The organism is Streptomyces sp. NPDC005408, from assembly GCF_040606445.1.
Lineage (GTDB): Bacteria > Actinomycetota > Actinomycetes > Streptomycetales > Streptomycetaceae > Streptomyces.
In genome coordinates this window covers 16528-35325 of the sequence record NZ_JBEXEX010000065.1, presented here as the reverse complement: position 1 = coordinate 35325, position 18798 = coordinate 16528, and the positions used below count along the sequence as shown (strand labels likewise).

Here is an 18798-nt window from a genome sequence, read left to right as displayed (position 1 = left end):
CCCGCAACATCCAGCCGGCGCAGAAACTCGGCAGCGACGGGCAGAGCGCCCAAACGCTTGGTCACCACGGACTCGATCACGCACTCCATACGGGGCGTTCCGTCCGTGGCCGCGGGGACCGGGAAGTCATCCTTCATCGAGTGCCCGCCATAGCCCTGGATCTTCAACTGCGACTCATCACCGACGTGGAAGCTGAGTAGCAGCGGCCCACCGGGCCGAACCACTCGCTGGAAGTGCGCGAAGACCGAGTTGATCGCGTCGTCGGGGACATGGATCAGCGAATACCAGGCGATCAGGCCAGTCATCGAGGCGTCGGCGAGGTCGAGGTCCGTCATCGAGCCGAGAACGAACCGGAGACCAGGGTGATCACGCCGGGCCACGTCGATCATCCCGGGCGACAGATCGATCCCGAACGCGTCCACGCCCAGCAGATGCAGGTGAGCCGGAATCCTCCCCGTCCCGCATCCCACGTCAGCAACTGGCCCCCGCCCTGGGCGCGCACCAGGTCGGCGAACAACGCCAGGACAGCGCGCTCCTCGGGAGTTTCATCCAGAAGGTGACGCGTCAGGTCCGCATAACTAGCAGCCACGGTGTCGTAAGACGCCCGCGTGTCTTCCAGCCAGCACCAGTGTTCAGTCCCATTCCCACGGCCGCAGGCTACCCAACAGCCCCAGTGAGGCCACCTCTTAGTTCAGAGAAGGTACCGCCGTTGGAGACTCCGCCGGTGTCGAAGTAGGCAAGGATCTCAGCGCGCCACTGGCGTAGCGTCCGGCCGAGCTTGGCGACCTCGGGGATCGGGCAGGTGTGGAGCGACTCAACGACCTTCTCTGCCGCCCGTGGCCGACCGCGACCACCCCGCAGTCCGGACAGCCGGTCAGATCGGCGTCGGACTCGATGTCCAGCGCCACCAGACCCTGTCCACGGCCAACGCCGGGATCGCGGGTGACGTCGTGGACGTGCATGCTCTCCACGCCGAACAACTCATCGCTCCGAGCGCACCACGACGCGCCAGGACCACGTTCAGTGACGCACGCCAGGCCTTCTCTTGATTCAGTTGCTTGGTCGCTGCTGATCTTGGAAGGCCCGTTCCGTCTCGCCCTCGCGCCGCTCCGTGGACCCGGACACCGCGAGCCGGCTCACCCAGGCTCATCTACGAGAGCCAAAAGAAATTTCGGACGGCGATGTCGAGAACCCGTGACTGGCTCAGTATCCGGGTCGTGTGAGCGGATTTCGCCCCTGTCGCTCCAGCCTGCCCCTACGGCCACCCGGTGAGCAGCAGTGTCATCAAATCGGTGGGACCGCCGCCCGTGCGTTCGAAGAGGGTGGTGGTCAGTAGACAGTGTTGTGTCCCAGTTCCCTGGCCCAGTCCAGCAATTCGGGTTCGCCCAGGCTGGCGCCCAACCAGTCGTGGTCGAGGTCGGCCCCGGGAAGGGACGGTATGACCGCGACGTAAAGCCCGGCCGCACGCGCCGAGGAGATGCCCGTGGCCGAGTCCTCGAAGGCGACGGAACGCTTCGGGTCCACACAGAGTGCCTCGCATGCCGTGAGGTAGAGGTCTGGTGCGGGCTTGGGGGAACGCACCTCGTCGGCGGCGAACGAGTGGGTGAAGTACGCGGCGAGACCAGCCGATCTCAGTGCCGTGTCCAGCAGTTCCCGGGGGCTGTTGCTGGCGACGGCTATCGGCACGGCTGCCCGGCAGGCACGCACCAGCTCCGCAGCCCCGGGGAGGGCTGAGGCGCCCCGGGCCAGCTCCCTGCGGACTCTTTCGAGAAGCTCGGCGGCGAGTTCGGCACCGGCTCCGGGCCGCCCGAAGTAGTCCGCCATGGCCTCTCCCGCAGCCTCCACGGTACGGCCGATGACCAGCGCTTTCTGTTCGTGGCCGAAGGAGTGGCCGTGCGCGGCGAAGATAGCCGATTCCGCGACGGTCCAGCATGCTTCGGTGTTGACCAACAGGCCGTCGCAGTCGAAGATCACGGCCTCCGTACTGGTGGGGAGTGAGTACATGTATGTGTCCTTTCGCTTCGGGTGAGCTGGTTGCCTGTTGAGAGGTTGCTGGCGCAAGGGGCTCACACCAGCCTCACGACTCGATCGTTGGTGTTCCGGAGATCATCGAGACGCCAGCCTGCGGTCTCGCCGGCCGATGCCTCACTCCCCGAGCGCGAGTCGGAGACCGAAGGCGGCGATGACCGTACCGGTGATTCGGTCGAGACAGCGGCGCGCCGAAGGCCGTTGCAGGCGGTCTCGGAGCACGTGTCCGAGGGTGATCAGTGCGCAGGCCCAGATGACGGCCAGAAGGATGTGTATACCGGTCAGGAGCACGCCCGCAGCGAGGTGCGAGGCGTTGGTGGGGATGAACTGCGGGAGCACGGCGACATAGAAGGCTCCCATCTTCGGGTTGAGAAGGTTGGTCGCGATCCCCTGACGCCAGCCGCCGAGCAGGGTGTTGCCGGCGCCGGTCCCTGTCTTGACCTCGGCCCCGCTCCCCGTCGTCCTCGGGCACTCGTCCACCGAGTTGCGCCAGGTGGCCCATAGCAGCCTGCCACCCATCCACACCAGGTATGCGGCCCCGGCCCAGCGGAGTGCCTCGTACGCGAGGTGAGACGCGGTCAGCAGGGCGGTTACACCGAGCGAGGTGAGCATGCCCCAGACCACTGTGCCGCTCTGGATACCGAGGACCACTCCCCAGGCGCGACGGCGGTGCCCGAGCGCGGCAGTGCGCAGGACAAGGGCGGTGTCCAGCCCGGGAGTTAGGGTGAGAAGTCCCACCATCAGAGAGAAAGTCCACAATGCATCCATGGAGATCATGGACGGTCACCATACGTTGGGGGCCTTAGAACATCTACTTTCCTGCCCGAGATCGGGCAGGAATCGCTCTGCCTGCCCCTCTCTTATCGCGCATCACAACTCACGATGACGTGCCCGAGGTATGAATCAAGCGATGCCGCCAGCCGGGGACCCCGCCGACGCTGGCCGCGTCGCCACTTCGTTCTGGAGCTCCGTGAACCGCCGCGACTTCCTGGCCGGATCCGGCTTCGCCGCGTCCACCTTTACAACCCCCGTCACCCGATGGCTCGTCACCCCCGCCGACGAGAACCCCGACCGCCGTGGCGGCCAGCAGGTCGGCCGGGCCGACCTCGACGAACTGCGCGAGGCCGCCGAAGACGCCCGCCACTGGGACTCCAAGTACGGCGGCGGGAACTGGAAGGCCAACTCCGTCACCGACTGCCTCGACCACCGCGCCGGCGGTTGTACGGGTAGGTGCCGAGACGAGTGTCGTGGCCAATCATCCCAACTGCTGGCGCCGAAACGGTGATGCCGCCTGGGACGGCGATCGGACCCCCACACCGGGGTAGTCGGCAGAATGTCGGAGGCGTCGATGATCACTGGTAGGGCAGTCACGCGACCCAGGGACGCAGCTCTGCCGGAAACGCTGGAGCGTGAGGTGCTGCTGCGCCGTGGATGATGGTGTGGTTCCGCTCGTGCGGGCGCTGTTCTGCCCGGAGCCGTATCGGGAGGCGCCACGCACACTCGCTGAGCCCTTCCGGCGTCAAGAGGGCAGGGGCTCCTGGTGGATCCCAGAGAGGGCGTCGGTCTTCCGAAGTCTTCCGCGCTCACCGCAGCCTGGGCGCTCAGCCATTGTGTGAACTGCTGGTGCATGCCGGGGAGGCAGAGAACGCCGCGACGGAAGCCGCCGGCAGGTTTCGCCCGGTGTCTTAGGATCGCCCTCCGATTCCGCGAGTAAGGCCCCACGCTCCCGGAAGTGGTCCCTCCAGCCGGTCGGAGACCCGATGCCGTCTTTGACTCGGGGCTTGTCGAAAACGGTGCAGGGAACCCCAGTGGCGAATCCTGGTCCCGGCGACACAAGCGCCCTGGTCAGGTGACTCCTGGGTATCGCCGGGAGGAGGTCCGAGGGAACACTTTCCGGGGCATGTGCCCTGGTGGTCGACTGACCGCTGACAGCCCAGCGGATAGGGCTTGCCGAGGTCGCGCCTGTTGCTGACAGTGTGGTCGCGCAGATCTCATAGCCTCTGACCTGGCCTTTTCGTTCTGCTGAAGTGCATGGGCAGGAGGATGCACTTCTGGGTGGGCGTCCGCGGCGTATCTGGGCGAGGTTCGTCATGCCATCGGTGCTGAACAGATACGAGCGGGTGGCGGTCGTGGCTGCCGTCGGCCATGGTCCTGCTCACCGGAGTTCGCACCGGGAACTTGCCTATCGGCCGTACTCGTCGGCTCGTTACGCTCGCCGGATGAGTGGAGGCCATCGTGACGAGTCGATCTTCGTTCGCAGGCGGAGGACGCCCCGGTATGTGTACAACCCGAGAAACCCCATAGGGCGCGCGCTGATCGTGATATCCGCCGTGGTCGCGGTCGGCTACATGTACTACCTCTTCGACAGTTCGAGCTGGAGCGAGAGCGAGTGGCGGGACGCCGTCCACGAGGCCGCTCGCGAACTGGAATCGGAACCGCAGCCACTGAGTGGGGGCTCCCGTTACGAGTATCGGATCGAAGACGCCGTCAAGGCGACAGGAGAGGGTCCCGAGTACGCTCTCGTCCGCGTCGACGCGATCCAGGAATCGGACACGGCCGGCCGCGGTGGCGCGGGTGCTGACCGGGGCTCCGACGCCTTCGAGATCAGCACGGATGACGTCGAGACCATTTACTGCATGCGCGTGTCCCCTCCCCTGCCGAAGGCAAGCATGTCGACCACGACCGTCACGCTCCACGTGGACGTGAAGGAAGGCCCATGCTGAAGCCGCGGGGCCGACCGCGACCGCAGAGCCCCCGGCTCCGGCGCGGCCACCACACCCATGGTGTCCGTCAGAGCGGAGCCGGGCTCAACCGAATGGGCACCGGCCGGCCATCGTGCGGAGGCGCTAAACTCCCGTCAAGTTCGAGTGCTCAGTCGCATTTCGAGCAGAAGACCGAATCTGCTCACTCGACGGAGCGAACAGGTTGCACGGGGGAGAGGGGTCTGATGGCCTGGGACGAGTGGGAGCAGCTCAAGACGGAGGCGGCCGAGAAACACTCGGCGGCGATGCAGTTGAACCGTGTGCCGGACGACCCGGGCGCAGCCCCCCCGGGGGGTGACCTGAAGGTCGGCCAGCAGGATCTCGCGGCAGTCGGTGACGCCGCGTTCCGGCTCTTCGACAATCTCGGCAGATACGGCCGTGACGCCTGGTCCATCAGCCAGACGGCCGCGAAGGACCTCACCACCCAGGGATTCGCGCTGGGCGGCGGGCTCGACCACGTGCAGGAGCGCTGGGAGAAGCAGCTCAAGACCCTGCTGGACGCCTGCGCGCACATCTCGAACCACATGGACTTCACCCAGAACGCGCACGCCGGTGACGAGTACCACATCTACGGCGTCGTGAGCAGCATCGCGACGTTGGACGACGGATTCACCGAGAGGACGCAGCGCTGATGGACCTCGAAACGCTGCGCCAGGGCAACTTCAGCCAGCTCGGCCAGGCCATCACCGCCTGGAAGGGGGTGGTGGACAAGCTCCAGACGCTGGAAAGGGACGCACGGGACGATCTGAAGGCGAAGGCGGACAAGGCCAACTGGGCCGGCATGAATGCCACGGTCTCCCGTGAGTTCATCACCAAGACGGCGGGTGAGTTCTCCGACGCCCACACGGAGGCCAAGAGCATCCACGACATCCTCAAGGACACCCACGACGAGCTGGTCAGCTACAACGAACAGCTCGATCAGGCCATTGAACGAGGCCGCAAGAAGAACCTCACGGTGACCCCGATCGCCGGTGGCGGCTTCACCGTGACGATGCTCATCCACCCGGACCGCGCCGCCAAGGGCCATGACGTCCCGGATCACTCCCCGCAGGACGCGGAGCAGCTGCGGGACGACGTACAGCGCATCCTGAACCGGGCGACGGAGAGCGACACGACGGCGGCGACCGTCCTGCGCGCCCTCGTCGACCAGGCCGAGGTGGGCTTCTCCGGGGCCGCGTACGGCGACCGCGATTCCGCGATCGACGCGATCCGCAAGGCGGAGGAAGCGGCCAAGATCATCCAGGCGAAGGGTGACGAGATGTCGCCCGAGGAGTTCCAGAAACTGAACGGGCTGCTCGCCTCGTACAAGAACGATCCGTTGTTCCAGGAGAAGTTCGCCACGCAGTTGGGCCCGAAGGCGACGCTGGAGTTCTGGGCGGACCTCTCCAGCCCCGACAGCACAAAGGACCTGACCCGCACGCAGCTCAACCAGCTCGGAGACTTCCAGAAGAACCTCGGCGTCGTCCTGGGCGGTGCCACGCAGTCGGACAGCCCCGCCATGCGGCAGTGGGAGAACGACATGGTGAAGCTCTCGGGCCAGCGGTACAACACCCGCAGCGGGGACGTGTGGGGCTTCCAGATCATGAGCAACCTCATGCGCACGGGCGACTACGACGACCAGTTCCTCAACAAGTACGGGAAGGAGCTGGTCGCCACCGAGAAGGAGATGAAGCTCCCCGACCGCTACTGGAACATGCAGCCGAAGCCGAAGATGAACTTCATCGGTGACGAGGAGTTCGGCCGCGACCCGATGACGGGCTTCCTTACGGCACTCGCCAACAGCCCGGATGCTTCAACGGACTTCTTCAATGCGAAGGAGCCGCAGGACAACGCGCAGTGGGTGCTCAAGGACCGCCCGTACTTCGACGACTCGCCCCTGGACGACGGCCCGAACGAGGCCAAGGACGCAGCCGGCAAGGCCATGTTCGCGGCCGTGTCGGGTGTGTCCGACCCGAAGGACCCCAGCGCGGAGTTCCAGCCGCACACGCCGGAGCAGCGCGAGGCCATGAAGCGGTCCCTCGGAATCCTCTCCAGCATGAGCAACGACTTCCCGCCCGAGCTGCGCGACGACATGGCGCTGGCCATGGGCAACCACGGCGACTGGGTGCACGAGGCGATGAGCGACCCGGTGTCACGGCACGAGCTCGACTCCGGGCAGCTGATGGAGGTCAGTAAGCAGATCTCGCGGAACAGGGACGCTTACGGCGAGCTTGTCACCCAGATGCACGGAGCGGTCGTGGCCGACATCTACACGGAGAAGGCGCACCCGGAAGACAGCCTGGACCGCGCCGGCCGCACCATCGGCTTCCTGGAGGAGGCCCGCTACCAGGCCACCAACGACGAGAAGGGCCAGAAGCTCGCCGACGCCTCGTGGGACAAGGCCGGGAGGTACCACGTCATCGGCGGCCTTGTAACACCGTGGCATCCTGCCGGTGACGCTGCCCAGCGTGTCGTGGACCTGGTCACGTCGAAGATGCTGGAGGACGAGCAGAACAAGATCAACGGCCAGGCCACCGCGGACCACCAGGAGACGTACGGCCGGCGCACCCAGGAGCTCCAGCAGATCGCGGACATCTGGTACGGGCAGAACGAGAAGTGGGCCGAGGACCCGGCGCACGAGGGCTACTCGAAGGACCACGGCATCTACAAGCAGATCGGGGAAGCCGCCAACGACGGCAACAAGAAGGCCGAAGGAGTGGCGGGCGTCCAATGACCAAGAAGACATCACGGCGCCTCGCCGCCTCGTCCCTGGCCTGCTGCCTCGCGCTGTCACTCGGCGCGTGCGGCGGGGGACGCGAGTACACCGTTCCGCAGGAGGCGTGCGGTGTCCCGGTCAGCGAGAAAGCGCTCGACCCGTTCCTGGTGGACGGGAAGGAGCTCAAGGTCCTGGGCAAGCCCCTTGCCACGAGCAAAGGCAACTGCGCCATCTGGGTCGACGAATGGCTCGTGGTGAACCTCCGGCTCGAAAAGGTCGACAAGCTCTACGACCCGATGGACGAGTCGGAGGAGTTCCGCTTCAAGAACCGGGCGAAGACGAAGGACCTGCCGTTCGGGGGACTGGGTGCGGTGGGTGACTTCAACGCCATGGTCAGCACGCAGTGCGCGGCGCCCGACGCCAAGTACGTCATCGTGTACGTCGAGGTCAGTCTCAAGTCCACCGGCGACGTCACCCGGCGGCGCGAGCACATCGAGTCCTTCACTCTCGACTTCGTACCGAAGGTGAAGAAGGCTCTCGGCTGCACGGCCTGACACCCACGCCACGCCCACGGCCCGCTCCTTCCCAAGGCGACCGTGGGCGTGGGTCAGTGGGGGCTCGCTGGGGGGCACGCCCTTTGACTCCCCCGAGGTCGCCACTGGGGCCATGGCGAAGGCATGCTGCCTGACGTGGGGTGATGGGGTTTCACGCAAGGCCCCCTGGCAACCTCACCGCCCTGCGCGAGCTCGGCCTGCTCTGGACCGCAGACCGGGTCGACGAATACCGGACCGACCACTGCGTCTCCAAGATCTGGGGCTCCCGCGAGCGGATCGTCATCGGCCTCACCGGCGTCCCAGCCGGCAGCGTCGAGCTTGCATTGACACCCTGTCAAGGCTGCGCGGGCCGTCACCCTACCCCCGCGACCTGGGATTCGGCGTAAACCCAGCCGCGCGCCAACTGGGCACGGGGATGTTCTTCGGGCAGGGGGCCCATGTGCAGGAGGGGCGGGTAAGGACTGGATCTGCTTTCGGCAGCCAAGACGGCGCGGGGTTGCCGTATCAGGGCACTGATTGGTTGCTGGGGGCGGTGGAAATATCTCTGCGTTGGCGTGGCCGGCCCGCTCGCGTCCCCAACTCGGCCATGGAGGGGAAATGTTCCCATGGCTGTGGATAACTGTCTGGTCGGCGATCGTGCTGCCCCTGGCTGCGCTGTTCCTGTCCGGGCGGGTGCCGCAGTGGATGCGGCGGCAGTCCACACCTGGCGGACTCAAGGTGAAGGGGATCGCGGCCCTGGTCCTGTACGTGGCCCTGCTGATCCCGCCCGTCACAGCCCTGTCCGGAATGCGCTCCGAGGATGCGGACTTCCTGCGGATGGTCCAGGTCCCGATGACCGTCCTTGGCGGAAACGGACTCGTTCTCGGGGCGACCCTGTGCGAGCGTTTCAACCGCCGCGACGCCGAGCGCGCCGGGTCATCCGTCGTGCGCTCGACCTGGTGGGACGGTCGTGCCTGACAACCACGCGACGGAGCAGCACAGAATCCCTGCCGGGATCCGGCAACGTGACGGCGCCGCGGGTGCGCGCTGGAGACCTGTCAATGTTGCGTAAGAGACATGTAAAGTCCAGCATGGTGTGCCGGGAAGCCTGGTCGGCGAATTCGAGAGAGCTCTCTTTGCCGATCGGGGGACACCCTCATGGTGCTCGTTGCCGTCTTCGGAGTCGCACTGCTCATCGCGGTGCTGCTCTCCGGGCTTGCCGCCCGTACCGTCCTGTCCACCTCCTTCCTGTTCCTCGTCGGCGGGGCGCTGGTCAGTGACGGCTTTCTCGGCCTGATCCACATCACATCGGACAGCGAGATCGTCGCGGTCACCGCGGACCTCGCCCTGTTCGCGGTGCTGTTCACCGACGGAATGCACGTCTCCTTCCCGAAGCTGCGGGCCAACTGGAAAAACCCGGCCCGGGCTCTGGGCCTGGGCATGCCGCTCGCCTTCGCCGGCATGGCCCTGATCACGCACTACCTGGTCGGTCTGGACTGGACGACGTCGTTCCTGGTCGGCGCGGTACTCGCGCCCACCGACCCGGTGTTCGCCTCCGCGATCGTCGGCCGCAAGGAAGTCCCGGCCAAGCTGCGGCAGTTGTTGAATGTGGAAAGCGGCATCAACGACGGCCTCGCCCTGCCGATCGTCCTGATCCTCATCACCGCGGCCGGCCCCACGGCGGGCCCGGCGCACGCGTCGCTCGGGAAGATCGCCCTGGAGCTGGGAGGCGGCCTCGCCCTCGGCATCCTGCTGCCGCTGCTCGTCACGGGCCACGTGCGGTTCCGGCTGCTCGGCGCCGAGGCGAAACTGCAGCCGCTGCTGCCGCTGGCCACCGGGATCATCCTGTACGGGCTGTGCCACCTCACCCACGCCAACCCCTACCTCGCGGCCTTCTCCGCGGGTGCTGTGCTCACTTCGGCCTCCCCGGAGGCGAAGGCGGCGTTCGAGCCGCTCGGTGAGGCGCTGGCCGAGCTGGCCAAGTTCGCGGCCCTGCTGGTCTTCGGCGCGCTGCTGACCCCGCAGCTGTTCGGCGACCTGTCCGTCGGCGGCTACGTCGCTGTGGTTCTGGCGATCGCGCTCGTCCGCCCGGCGTCGCTGCTGATCTCGCTCATAGGAACGCGATTCGACCGCCGGGAGAAGCTGGTCGCGGCCTGGTTCGGCCCGAAGGGCTTCGCGTCGGTGGTGTACGGGCTCCTGGTGCTGCAGGCCGGCATCCCACACGGCCAGGAGGCGTACACCCTCATCGCCGTCTGCATCGCGGCCTCGATCATCGCCCACAGCAGCACCGACGTGCCGATCGCCCGGCTCTTCCACGTGGACGACCTGGTCGGCATCCCGGCCGACCAGGACGGAGCAACACCAGACCACAGCAAGGAGATCGGCCATGCGCGCGCATGAACTCGCAGAGCCCTACCCCTCCGTCTCGACGGACGACAGCGCGTTGGATGCGGCACGGTTGCTGGCCGAGCGCAAGCTGCCCGCGCTGCTCGTCGTCGACACCGACCAGCAGCCGTATGCCATCGTGCCGGGCTCCCAGCTGATCAAGCAGTTGGTACCGGACTACGTCCTGGAGACCCCGCACGTCGCCGCCGTGATCGACGACCGGCACCTCGCCGAGGTCACGGAGAAGATCGCGGGCCTGACCGTCACCCAGTGGCTGCCGCCGCGGACGTACGCGCCGCCGGTGGTCGGGCCCGACGCGGGGGCGCTGCAGGTGGCGGCGCTCATGGCCCGGACGCACACGCCGCTGGTCGCCGTCATCGAACGCGACGGGGACCAGGTCCGGCTGGTGGGCGCCATCACGGCCGCCCGCCTCATGCAGCGACTCATCGGAGGATCGTGAACGACTGGCAGAGCTGGGCGGCGATCGTCGTCTTCGCCGGCACGTACGCCCTGATCATCAGCGAGAAGATCCACCGGGTGGCGGCAGCCCTCGGCGGCGCCGGACTGATGCTGGCGATCAGGGCGACCGACGACACGTCCGCCTTCTACTCCGAGCACAGCGGCATCGACTGGAACGTCATCTTCCTGCTGATGGGCATGATGATGATCGTCGGCGTGCTGAAGAAGACCGGCATGTTCGAGTACCTGGCCATCTGGTCCGTGAAAAGAGCCAAGGCCAGGCCCTTCCGGGTGATGGTCATGCTGATCGTCATCACCGCCGTGGCCTCCGCGCTGCTCGACAACGTCACCACCGTGCTGCTCATCGCCCCGGTCACCCTGCTGGTGTGCGAACGGCTCACGCTGCCCGTTGCCCCGTTCCTGATCGCCGAGGTCCTGGCCTCCAACATCGGCGGCATGTCGACCCTCGTCGGCGACCCGCCCAACATCATCATCGCCAGCCGGGCCGGCCTGACCTTCAACGACTTCCTCGTCCACCTCGCCCCGCTGTCCGCTCTGCTGATCCTGGTCCTGATCGCCATGTGCCGCTGGCTGTTCCGTAAGTCCTTCGTCTACGACGAGGACCGCGCGGCCGAGGTGATGGAGCTGGAGGAGAGCGAAGCCATCCGTGACCCCAGGCTCCTCGTCCAAGGCCTGATCGTGCTCACCCTGGTCGTCGCCGGATTCGTCCTGCACCCGGTGCTGCACTACGAGCCCAGCATCGTCGCGCTGCTGGGCGCCGGTCTGCTGATCGCCCTGTCCACCGCGGAGACAGGGGACGTACTCAAAGAGGTCGAGTGGCCGACGCTCGCCTTCTTCGCCGGGCTGTTCATCATGATCGGCGGCCTGATCGAGACCGGTGTGATCGGCGAGGTGTCCAAGGCCCTCGCCGACGCCATCGGCGACAACGAGCTGGGCGGCTCCATGCTGCTGCTCAGCGCCTCCGCCGTGCTGTCCGGCATCATCGACAACATCCCGTACGTCGCCACCATGGCACCGATCACGAGCGACCTGGTCGAGGCGATGGGCGGCGACACCAACCACGTCATGTGGTGGGCCCTTGCCATCGGAGCGGACCTCGGCGGCAACGCCACGGCGATCGGCGCCAGTGCCAACGTCGTCGTCCTCGGCATCGCCGAGCGCAACCGCACCCCCATCTCCTTCTGGCAGTTCACCAAGTACGGACTCGTCGTCACCGCCGTCACCGTGGCGATCTCGGCGGGGTATGTCTGGCTGCGCTACTTCGCCCTGGCCTGACCGATGACGGCATGGACACACGCTGCCCTCGCCTGCAGCATCGCCGCGGCGGCGCTCGTCATCCGTACCGCGCTGGGCGAGCTGCGCCGGCCTGGCACCGCTCGAGAGCACTGGCGGTTCCTGACCAACAAGACGGCATTGGTGGCGGGTGCCGCCTCTGCGGCCGCATTGGGGACGGCGCTCGCATTCGGCGGGACCGATCCTGGCCATGCTGTATGGGCGCTGTTGGGCGGGGTCCTGACCGCGTTCATCGTCGACCGGCTGATGGACCGAGCCGGCATGGGGCGGGAATGAACCGGGACCGGATCGCGGACTGCATGTGTCGTGTCAGGGTCATCGCCGGGAGCCCGCTGATGACCGACGCTGGGAACTGGGGCATGACGAGCAGACGAGGAGCCGGCCGTGCGCGCACGAGACCTGGCAGTTGAGTACGAATCGGTGAACGTCGGCAGCGACGCGCTAGAGGCGGCCCGGCTGATGGCCGAGCACAAACTCCCCGGGCTGTTGGTGCTGGACGAGCACGGCGAACCCAAGGCGATCCTGCCCGCCTCCCAGATGGTCAAAGTCCTCGTGCCCGAGTACGTGATCGAGGACCCGACTCTGGCCGCGGTCGTCGACGAGAAGCACGCCGACCGCCTGTGCCAGGCCCTGGTCGGACGCAGTGTCGGCGACTGCCTCCCCAGCACCGCGTCTCCGCCGCCCATCGCGGATCCCGACGACACCGCGCTGGAGGTGGCCGCGCTCATGGCACGGGTCCGCAGCCCGCTAGTGGCCGTGGCCGAGAAGGCCAAGGACGGCACCCATCTGCTCGGGGTGATCACAGCCGCCCATCTTCTGCATGAGCTCCTCGCAGCGTCGGGCGGCTACGGCGGCACGAGTCGGCCGTGACCGGCCGGATCGTCCCCATGGATCTGTCCAGGCGGGGGCGCCGCTGTTGCCGGGCACGCGCGCACCCTAGGATCACGGCAGGTGAGCCGGGAAGTCTGGTCGGCATGAAATTCCTTCTGCTCTGGAGATCCGCCGATGTCCTTGTCCCTGGTTGTGCTTGCCGCCTGGGCCGTGGCTTTCCTGACGCTCAACGTGATCCTGTGCGTACGTGTGTGGCGCATACGGGACCTGCCCACGTGGCGCCGGTTGTTGCCCGCTGCACTGCTGTGCGCCGCGCTGGCCGCCAGCCTCACCCGAGCCACCGGAATCACGGTGATCGCTTCAAATGCAGCGTTCCCTCTGAATGTGGCAACGCTGGTGATTGCTCTTGGCGAGATCCGAGGGCATCGGCGCTCACCGGGAAGCCCTGCGAGCGAGCCGATGGGGTGATCCCGGCGATGATGCGGCGCACCACTTCTACGGTGTGCCGGACGGTTCACAGCTCAGAGCTGAGCTCTCCCATGATCTTCCGCGTAGGCCTGGTAGATGTCGCGTTCTGTGCCACCGATGTGGAGAAATCGCTGGTCGAGGATGGTGGAAAGGTCCTCCAATGCGGTGATGAGCAGGGCGGCGGCGAACCGCACCTCGGCGTGCTGTGCATTGCTGGCACGGTCGGCGAGGTCGGCGGCGTAGCGGATTCTGGCGGCCAGTGAGGTGTGGTCCTCGCCTTCGTGGAAGTAGTAGGACTCGGCGAACTGGAGGAAGTCCACCGAGATGCGCGCCACTTCCCCGGCGAGGTTGTCCAGGACGGCCGCTCCCAGAGGGGAGTCGAGCTGCGGCGGTGAGGGATCGTTCCGCTGCAGCTGGGACAGCCGCAGAGCCAGTGTGCGTCTGCGGGTGAGCGCCGGATAGATCTCCAGTACCCAGGAGACCGTGGCCGTGAGCAGAGCGAAGCCGACGAGGGCTTCCAGGGGCGCGACGATGCGCAGCCATGGCTCGGTCGGGGCGATGTCGCCGAGCCCGAGCGTCGCCACGGTGACCAGCGAGATGTACAGCGAATCCACCGGCCCGCCGTGCTCGGCCGGCTTCAGGCCCGTGGCGAACGAGAAGGCGTCCGGCAGGTGCGGCCAGTAGATCAGTGCCCATCCCACGACGACAGTGCCCGCCCACATGGCTACCACCGTCACCATGGCGAGCGGACCGGCCAGCCCTGCCGCCCGTCTGCGAAGGGGGAGGCGCTGGGACAGTTTCCACAGGGCCGACATGACGTGCCGGCTCAGCCCTCCGTGGCGGGTGGGGTGCCACAGCGTGTGGAACACGTCCCGCAGCGGGACCATGACGAGAGCTGCTCCGACCAATGAGACCAGCCATTTCATACGCGTCTCCCAGAACGTGGCGTATGCGGTGCCCGGCATGCACGGCAGCCCGCTCGGAGCTGTGCAGGCCACGCCTCAGAGGGTGAGTGCGGATCAGGACGCTGCCCTGCTGGGGGATGCGACTGGCCTGCCCGGCAAGAGAGCCTTGGGGACGTGTCTTCATTTCTTCCTCAGCAGGCTCAACACGCCACGTCGCCACGGCAGATGATTGTCTGCGGCGGCGACGCGCCGGCCCCCCGACTCGCCGCCGAGATGCACGATGTCCACGGGGAGCGGGTGACGCCTCTCGTCCCGCCGTCCCGCTCGTCCGCGCGCCGGTCCGTCGGCAGTGGCGCTGCGGACTGACCGTCACAGATCCTGGGCGGGCCAGTCCAGGAGACGGGCGCCGATGACCGCTGTCTGGAGGGTGTAGCGGTGGACGGGGTCGCCGGGGTCGGCTCCTGTCAGTTTGTGGATGCGGTCGAGCCGGTAGGTCGTGGCCCGGACGCTCAGGGAGAGCCGCCGGGCCGCCGCGGCGGTCACGCAGCCCGTGTCGAAGTAGGCGGTGAGCGTGTCGATCAGTGGCTGGGCACCGCCGCGGGCCTCCTGGAGCGGTCCGAGAACGCTCAGCACGAGGTCGGCCATGGCTTGCCGGTCCCGGGTGAGTACCGGGTAGACCAGCAGATCGGCTGCGTGCAGTACCGGACCTTCGAGGTCCATGCGTGCGGCCAGGTCGAGGGCGTTGAGTGCCTCCTCGTAGGAGTGGACAACACCGCCTGCGCCCGAGTGGGGGCGGCCGATGGCCACCCGGCCGCCGTCCGTCCCGGCGTAGGCCTGCTTGGCGAAGAAGCTGAGCACATCCGGCTGGTCACCGGGCGCGATGCAGATCAGCCGGCCGTCCTTCGTGGTGAGCAGGATGCGTCGGTCTCCGAAGCGGGCGACGAGGGACGACTCGATTCGCCGGGTGACGGGATATCCGTCGTCGTACTGCTCGGCGCCTTGCGCCACGGCGACCGCGTGGGCGTGGGGGAGAAGCAGCCCGAAGCGTTCGGCGCGCTCGGCGAGGCGGCCGAGGTCGCTGCGCCCGTACAGAAGGTCGTCGATGAACTCCCGGCGGGCCGCCTCCTCCTGGCGTACCGCGAGACGCTGTGCCCGTTCATGCCCCTCCGCGAAGGCGTCCACGGCCTGCTCGACGGCGGCAAGGAGATGGTCGGCGGCGGAATGGGGCAGCTCGGGTCGGACGGCCTGGGCGGCACAGAGGTGGGCCCGGACCAGGGCACGCAGCCCGATGCCTGCCTCTGCAGCCCGCTCGCCCCGGGTCCGGAGCGATTCCAATTCGTCGCGGGTCAGTTTCCGGCCGGTGGCGCTGGCACGTGCCAGGACCTGGGCATACCCCTCCAGATACTCCTCGGGTATCCCCTGCTCGGCCATGACCCCTCCCCGTTTCTTGACGCGCCGATGGCGACTTCCTACGCGCGGAGCTCAAGGGTGGCACGCCCGTTCCCAGGGGCGGTGACCGGCATCAGGGAGCCATAAAGATTGCCGGTGTACGGCAATGCGAACAGGCGTGCCGCACTGTCAGCATGAGCTGGGCCGGACGGAGGGACAGACCTTCTGCCGGAAGCCGGAAGAAGCACGCTGCTCCGGGATCCAGCGGACGTGACGTGAGAGTCGACGCATGAAGGGGGATGACCGATGACTGAGTTCCTTGATGCGGCAGTCGGATTCCCCACAGTGCTGTTCACCTCGGCGCTGCTGGTCGTGATCGGCTTCTGGCTGCTTGTGCTGCTCGGCGCCGCCGAGTCCGACAGCTTCGACACCGATGCGGACACCGACGCGCTGAGTCTCGGTGGAGTGCCTGTCTCGGTGTCGGCCTCGCTGCTGATTGCCCTGGCCTGGTTCGCCAGCTTCACCGGCTCCGTACTTCTCAACCGTACGGGCATGTCCGGTGCCCTCCTCCATCTGCTCGGCGCGGCTGTGCTCTTCGCCTCCCTGATCTTTGCGTGGCAGGTGACACGGCTCCTCGTACGACCGCTGGCGAAGCTGTTTCCCGATGAACCCGGGCCGTCCCGCCAGGACTTCGTCGGGCTGACCTGCACCATCCGCACAGGGTGGGTGGACGCTGACTTCGGCCAGGCAGAAGTCGTCGCGCGGGACGGCTCCACGGCTGTCATACAGGTCCGCCAGAGCGGCACGGACGCACTGGCACGGGGCAGCACGGGGCTGCTGTACGCGTACGACGACGCCGGCGAATTCTTCTGGGTCGCTCCCTACGACACGGCGCTCGAACCCCCTTCCGCCGCTTGAGCCTTCGCTCCCTCTTCCCTCTCACCCGAGGACTTCTCATGGATGCCATCACCATGGGCATCGGCCTGCTCGTCGCCGTTGTCCTGCTCATCGCCATCGCCATGCTCCTCGTGATCAGCCGCCTGTTCCGCAAGGTGGAGCAGGGCAAGGCACTGATCGTGTCGAAAATGCGGAAGGTGGACGTCACTTTCACCGGACAGGTCGTCCTGCCCGTGCTGCACAAGGCCGAGGTCATGGACATCTCGGTGAAGACCATCGACATCACACGGACCGGACGGGACGGACTGATCTGCAAGGACAACATCCGCGCCGACATCCGGATCTCCTTCTTTGTCCGGGTCAACAAGACCGTCGAGGACGTCATCAAGGTCGCCCAGGCGATCGGCACGGCACGCGCCAGCGACCAGAGCACGCTCCAGGACCTGTTCAACGCCAAGTTCTCCGAGGCCCTCAAGACGGTCGGCAAGCAACTCGACTTCACCGACCTCTACACCAAGCGGGACGAGTTCCGGGACCGGATCATCCAGGTCATCGGCACCGATCTGAACGGCTACAGCCTGGAGGACGCGGCGATCGACTACCTCGAGCAGACCCCGCTGGCGCAGTTGGATGCCTCCAACATCCTGGACGCCCAGGGCATCCGGAAGATCACCGAGCTGACCGCCGTTGAGCACGTCCGCACCAACGAGTACCAGCGGCACGAGGAAAAAGAGCTCACCCGCCAGAACGTGGATGCCCGCGAGGCGATCCTGGAGCTGGAGCGACGCCAGGCCGATGCCGAGATCAAGCAGAAGCGGGAGATCGAGACCGTACGGGCCCGTGAGGAGGCCGAGACGGCGCGGGTGGTGGAGGAGGAGCGGCTGCGCGCGCAGAGCGCCTTCCTGAAGACCGAGGAGCAGCTGGGCGTACAGAGGGAGAACCAGGCCCGCGAGGTCGCGGTCGCCCAGAAGAACCGCGAGCGGGTCATCGCCGTCGAGAGCGAGCGCATCGAGAAGGACCGTCTGCTCGAAGTCATCGCGCGGGACCGGGAGACCGAACTGACCCGTATCTCCGCCGAGAAGGAGGTGGAGGCGGAGCGCCGGGAGATCGCCGAGGTCATCCGGGAGCGGGTGGCGGTGGATCGTACGGTCGCCGAGCAGGAGGAGTCCATCAAGAAGCTGCGCGCAGTCGAGGAGGCCGAGCGCGAGCGCCAGACCGTGATCATCGCAGCCGAGGCCGAGGCGCAGGAGAGGCTGGTCAAGGACATCAAGGCGGCCGAAGCCGCCGAGCAGGCCGCTGTGCACCGGGCGGCGGAGGAGCTCACCCTCGCCGAGGCCCGCAGCAAGGCCGCCGACATGGACGCACGCGCCAAGATCCGTCTGGCGGAGGGCATCCAGGCGGAGGCCGCGGCGGCCGGACTGGCGGCCGTGCAGGTCCGGGAGAAGGAAGCCGGCGCGATCGAGAAGACCGGCCGCGCGGAGGCCGGAGCGACCCAGGCCCGGCTACTGGCCGAAGCCGAAGGAGCACGGGCCAAGGGCGCGGCCGGCGCGGCGGCGATCGGGGACAAGCTCAAGGCCGAGGCCGAGGGCCTGACCGAGAAGGCCGCGGCGATGGCCGCTCTCGACGACGCCTCACGCGGGCACGAGGAGTACCGGCTGCGCCTGGAGGCGGAGAAGGACATCCGCCTGGCCGGCCTCGATGTGCAGCGGCAGGTAGCCGAAGCACAGGCCACGGTCCTCGCCACCGGTCTCGAGAACGCCGACATCAACATCGTCGGCGGCGAGTCCGTCTTCTTCGACCGGCTCGTCCAGTCCATCTCCCTCGGCAAGGCCGTCGACGGCTTCGTCCAGCACTCGCACACCGCGCAGACGCTGGCAGGGCCGTGGCTGGACGGATCAGCGTCCTTCACCGACGACCTGACGAAGGTTCTGGGCTCCGTCTCCACGGCTGATGTGCAGAACCTGACTGTGTCCGCGCTGCTGATGAAGCTGATGAACACCGGCAACGCGCCCACGGCCCAGCTGAGCCAGCTGCTCGACAAGGCAGGCGAGCTCGGCCTCGCCGACTCCCCGATCACCGCGCTCAACGGGTCCGTAACGGCCTGAGCGCGGGTACCGACCGGGCCTGCGGCC

20 protein-coding genes and 1 pseudogene are annotated in these 18798 nt (G+C 67.3%); 15 read left to right on the top strand and 6 right to left on the bottom strand.

The features are described 5' to 3' along the window. Window positions 1–131: 131 nt before the first annotated feature. Window positions 132–589 (bottom strand): annotated as a pseudogene (locus ABZS64_RS34935) (class I SAM-dependent methyltransferase); the annotation flags it as partial. Window positions 590–657: 68 nt separating this feature from the next. After that, entirely contained in the window at window positions 658–861 is a 204-nt protein-coding gene (locus ABZS64_RS34930) for a transposase (protein ID WP_355838348.1), read from the bottom strand. Here ABZS64_RS34930 and ABZS64_RS34925 point away from each other — a divergent pair. Then, a complete protein-coding gene (locus tag ABZS64_RS34925) occupies window positions 837–1049 on the top strand; it encodes a hypothetical protein (protein WP_355838346.1) in 213 nt (70 codons plus the stop codon). The genes ABZS64_RS34930 and ABZS64_RS34925 overlap by 25 nt on opposite strands. Window positions 1050–1329: 280 nt before the next feature. Here ABZS64_RS34925 and ABZS64_RS34920 read toward each other — a convergent pair whose 3' ends face one another. Both ABZS64_RS34920 and ABZS64_RS34915 read right to left on the bottom strand, forming a co-directional pair. Continuing rightward, entirely contained in the window at window positions 1330–2004 is a 675-nt protein-coding gene (locus ABZS64_RS34920; RefSeq protein WP_355838344.1) for an HAD family phosphatase, read from the bottom strand. 141 nt (window positions 2005–2145) lie between these two features. Further along, window positions 2146–2769, bottom strand: coding sequence for a LysE family translocator (locus ABZS64_RS34915; protein ID WP_355838342.1), 624 nt, complete (start codon window positions 2767–2769; stop codon window positions 2146–2148). A 229-nt stretch (window positions 2770–2998) separates the two neighbouring features. On the opposite strand from ABZS64_RS34915, the gene ABZS64_RS34910 reads away from it, so the two are divergent. From ABZS64_RS34910 to ABZS64_RS34855, 12 genes are all read left to right on the top strand, one after another. Continuing rightward, a complete protein-coding gene (locus ABZS64_RS34910) occupies window positions 2999–3313 on the top strand; it encodes a hypothetical protein (protein ID WP_355838340.1) in 315 nt (104 codons plus the stop codon). A 934-nt stretch (window positions 3314–4247) separates the two neighbouring features. After that, window positions 4248–4751: a hypothetical protein gene (locus ABZS64_RS34905; RefSeq protein WP_355838338.1), complete on the top strand. Its 504-nt coding sequence runs from the start codon at window positions 4248–4250 to the stop codon at window positions 4749–4751. Window positions 4752–4975: 224 nt separating this feature from the next. Beyond that, a complete protein-coding gene (locus ABZS64_RS34900; RefSeq protein ID WP_355838337.1) occupies window positions 4976–5422 on the top strand; it encodes a hypothetical protein in 447 nt (148 codons plus the stop codon). Beyond that, on the top strand, window positions 5422–7503 hold the full coding sequence (locus tag ABZS64_RS34895) for a hypothetical protein (protein ID WP_355838335.1): 2082 nt from the start codon (window positions 5422–5424) through the stop codon (window positions 7501–7503). The genes ABZS64_RS34900 and ABZS64_RS34895 overlap by 1 nt, the downstream gene beginning before the upstream one ends. Continuing rightward, window positions 7500–8039: a hypothetical protein gene (locus ABZS64_RS34890; RefSeq protein ID WP_355838333.1), complete on the top strand. Its 540-nt coding sequence runs from the start codon at window positions 7500–7502 to the stop codon at window positions 8037–8039. The genes ABZS64_RS34895 and ABZS64_RS34890 overlap by 4 nt, the downstream gene beginning before the upstream one ends. A gap of 597 nt (window positions 8040–8636) precedes the next feature. Next, on the top strand, window positions 8637–8996 hold the full coding sequence (locus ABZS64_RS34885; protein WP_355838331.1) for a hypothetical protein: 360 nt from the start codon (window positions 8637–8639) through the stop codon (window positions 8994–8996). A gap of 180 nt (window positions 8997–9176) precedes the next feature. Continuing rightward, window positions 9177–10418, top strand: a complete 1242-nt coding sequence (locus ABZS64_RS34880; RefSeq protein ID WP_355838329.1) for a cation:proton antiporter — start codon at window positions 9177–9179, stop codon at window positions 10416–10418. Further along, window positions 10405–10863, top strand: coding sequence for a CBS domain-containing protein (locus ABZS64_RS34875; protein WP_355838327.1), 459 nt, complete (start codon window positions 10405–10407; stop codon window positions 10861–10863). Before ABZS64_RS34880 ends, ABZS64_RS34875 begins: the two co-directional genes overlap by 14 nt. Then, complete coding sequence (locus tag ABZS64_RS34870) at window positions 10860–12158, top strand: ArsB/NhaD family transporter (protein ID WP_355838325.1); 1299 nt, start codon at window positions 10860–10862, stop codon at window positions 12156–12158. Before ABZS64_RS34875 ends, ABZS64_RS34870 begins: the two co-directional genes overlap by 4 nt. A 3-nt stretch (window positions 12159–12161) precedes the next feature. After that, complete coding sequence (locus ABZS64_RS34865; protein WP_355838323.1) at window positions 12162–12452, top strand: hypothetical protein; 291 nt, start codon at window positions 12162–12164, stop codon at window positions 12450–12452. Between the two features lie 108 nt (window positions 12453–12560). Continuing rightward, entirely contained in the window at window positions 12561–13046 is a 486-nt protein-coding gene (locus ABZS64_RS34860; protein ID WP_355838321.1) for a CBS domain-containing protein, read from the top strand. A 135-nt stretch (window positions 13047–13181) separates the two neighbouring features. Continuing rightward, on the top strand, window positions 13182–13475 hold the full coding sequence (locus tag ABZS64_RS34855) for a hypothetical protein (RefSeq protein WP_355838319.1): 294 nt from the start codon (window positions 13182–13184) through the stop codon (window positions 13473–13475). A 53-nt stretch (window positions 13476–13528) separates the two neighbouring features. On the opposite strand, the gene ABZS64_RS34850 is transcribed toward ABZS64_RS34855, so the two are convergent. After that, complete coding sequence (locus tag ABZS64_RS34850; protein WP_355838317.1) at window positions 13529–14473, bottom strand: potassium channel family protein; 945 nt, start codon at window positions 14471–14473, stop codon at window positions 13529–13531. Between the two features lie 276 nt (window positions 14474–14749). Further along, the gene (locus ABZS64_RS34845; protein WP_355838315.1) at window positions 14750–15811 is read right to left on the bottom strand and encodes a helix-turn-helix domain-containing protein; all 1062 of its coding nucleotides are present in this window, start codon (window positions 15809–15811) and stop codon (window positions 14750–14752) included. A gap of 264 nt (window positions 15812–16075) precedes the next feature. Here ABZS64_RS34845 and ABZS64_RS34840 point away from each other — a divergent pair, with 264 nt between their 5' ends. Further along, window positions 16076–16687 carry a hypothetical protein gene (locus ABZS64_RS34840; protein WP_355838313.1) on the top strand — a complete coding sequence of 204 codons (612 nt, stop codon included), beginning with the start codon at window positions 16076–16078 and terminating at the stop codon, window positions 16685–16687. A gap of 38 nt (window positions 16688–16725) precedes the next feature. After that, window positions 16726–18771, top strand: a complete 2046-nt coding sequence (locus tag ABZS64_RS34835; RefSeq protein WP_355838311.1) for an SPFH domain-containing protein — start codon at window positions 16726–16728, stop codon at window positions 18769–18771. Window positions 18772–18798 lie beyond the last annotated feature (27 nt).